Raw genomic sequence first — 1774 nt, forward strand, 5'->3', positions numbered from 1 at the left:
TGTAACAGTTGTGTCATTAAAGTTTTAATAAAAAATGATTTGGATGGACTTTATTGACATCATTATCTACCCTGATGATTTGTGGAATAGGTAGAAAAAGTCCAAAAGAAGGCCTAGAATCGAGCATTTTAGCTAGTTTTTTAAGGTTATGTGCCATTGCAAGCAATCCAAATTCAATATTTACTTTATCCAAACCTTTAAGTAAGAATCTTCGGAACCCCTTGTTTTGTTTGAGTATTCCAAAAACAGGTTCAACGTCAACTGGTCTCTTACTTCGATGTATTTTCCCTTCTTCACTTAGTAATCGTTCTCTAGCTTTGGCTTTTAGCTCATTTAAGCGGTGACTGACTTCTATAATCCGATTGCCTTTACTTTTATGACACTGACCACGGACTGGACAGCCATTACAGTTTTGTGCCTGATAACGAGAGATTGTCTTTTCGTAGCCTGCCTCAGTGGCTTCAATTTTATTACCAATAAAATTCATACATTGTCCCATTGGACAGTAGTAGCAGTTCTGTTGTTTGTTGTAGTAAAGATTGTCCACATGGAAGATGGGTTTAGCTTTATCCTTTCCCCTCTGTTCCTTATCAAAATAATTATACTTGACAAAGGCCTCAACTTCATTTTCTTCCAGGTATTCATAATTTTCTTCTGAGCCATAACCAGCATCTGCAGTGAGTTCTTTGGGCAGAAAACCATATTCATTCTTAAATGATTCCAGATGTGGTTTGAGTGTCTTTGTGTCTGTGGGGTTCTGGTGAATAGTATAATTGGCTATGATTTGGTCATTTGTGCTGATTTGTGCATTGTAGCCAGGTTTTAACTGACCATTCCTCATATGATCTTCCTTCATGCGCATAAATGTCGCATCCGGATCTGTTTTAGAATAGCTGTTACGACCTTTGAGAATTTTCTCCTGTTGTTCATATTGTTCAAGTTTATCAGGCCAGTTCTTTTTTGCGTAATTGATTTTCTGCTTAATATCTTTGTCAATATCTTTATCTTTCAATGCTTGATCAATTTGATTAATGGTCTGACGTACTTTTTCAGGATCTATTTGCTCAAAGCTTGTGGGAGTGGTATCCTTTAGCTCTTCTTTTGCTAATTCTTGTGTGTATTTCCATAAACCTTCTAGTTGTTGTGCCATGCGTTCTTTAGAGGTCTTTATTCGTTTACCCCAAACAAAGGTGTAACGATTAGCATTGGATTCTATCTTTGTCCCGTCTGTATAAACGTTCTGCAAATCAACGTGCCCGCCTTCTGCCATAAATAATACAACCTGACTGAATATTTTTTTAATAGCTCCTTTCAACCGGTCTGTACGAAAACGATTAATGGTATTATGATCTGGTTGCTCCATCCCGGCCAACCACATGAAATGAATGTTCTCTTTTACTGCAGCTTCAATCTTACGTGATGAGTAAATGTTACAGAGATACCCATAAACAAGAACCTTCAGAAGCATCCGCGGGTGATAGCTTGAACAGCCACATGATTTATAATTTTTCAATAGAGGATCCAGATTAATATCCTCGATAATTTGGTTGACAACCCTTACCGGATGATTCTGAGGAATCAACTCATCAAAGGTTGGAGGGATTGCCATCAGCTGATTTTGCTGATATGGTTTGAATTTTATCCTTGAACTTTTCATAATACAAAGATAATAATTTAATACGCTAAATATCAAAGTATTATGAAATTTTATCAACAGCATATTGTTGATAACCAGTAAATTAAAGAGGCTGCCCTTTTGAGACAGCCTCTTTTT

At 36.6% G+C, this 1774-nt stretch carries 1 pseudogene; it reads right to left on the reverse strand.

Annotation, left to right across the window (positions count from 1 at the left end):
• Positions 1 to 130 precede the first annotated feature (130 nt).
• Positions 131 to 1657, reverse strand: a pseudogene (locus tag WCQ00_04230) (IS1182 family transposase).
• Positions 1658 to 1774: the final 117 nt, after the last annotated feature.

It is taken from the genome of bacterium, assembly GCA_037127815.1.
Classification (GTDB): domain Bacteria; phylum Patescibacteriota; class Minisyncoccia; order Phycocordibacterales; family CAIZLB01; genus CAIJKW01.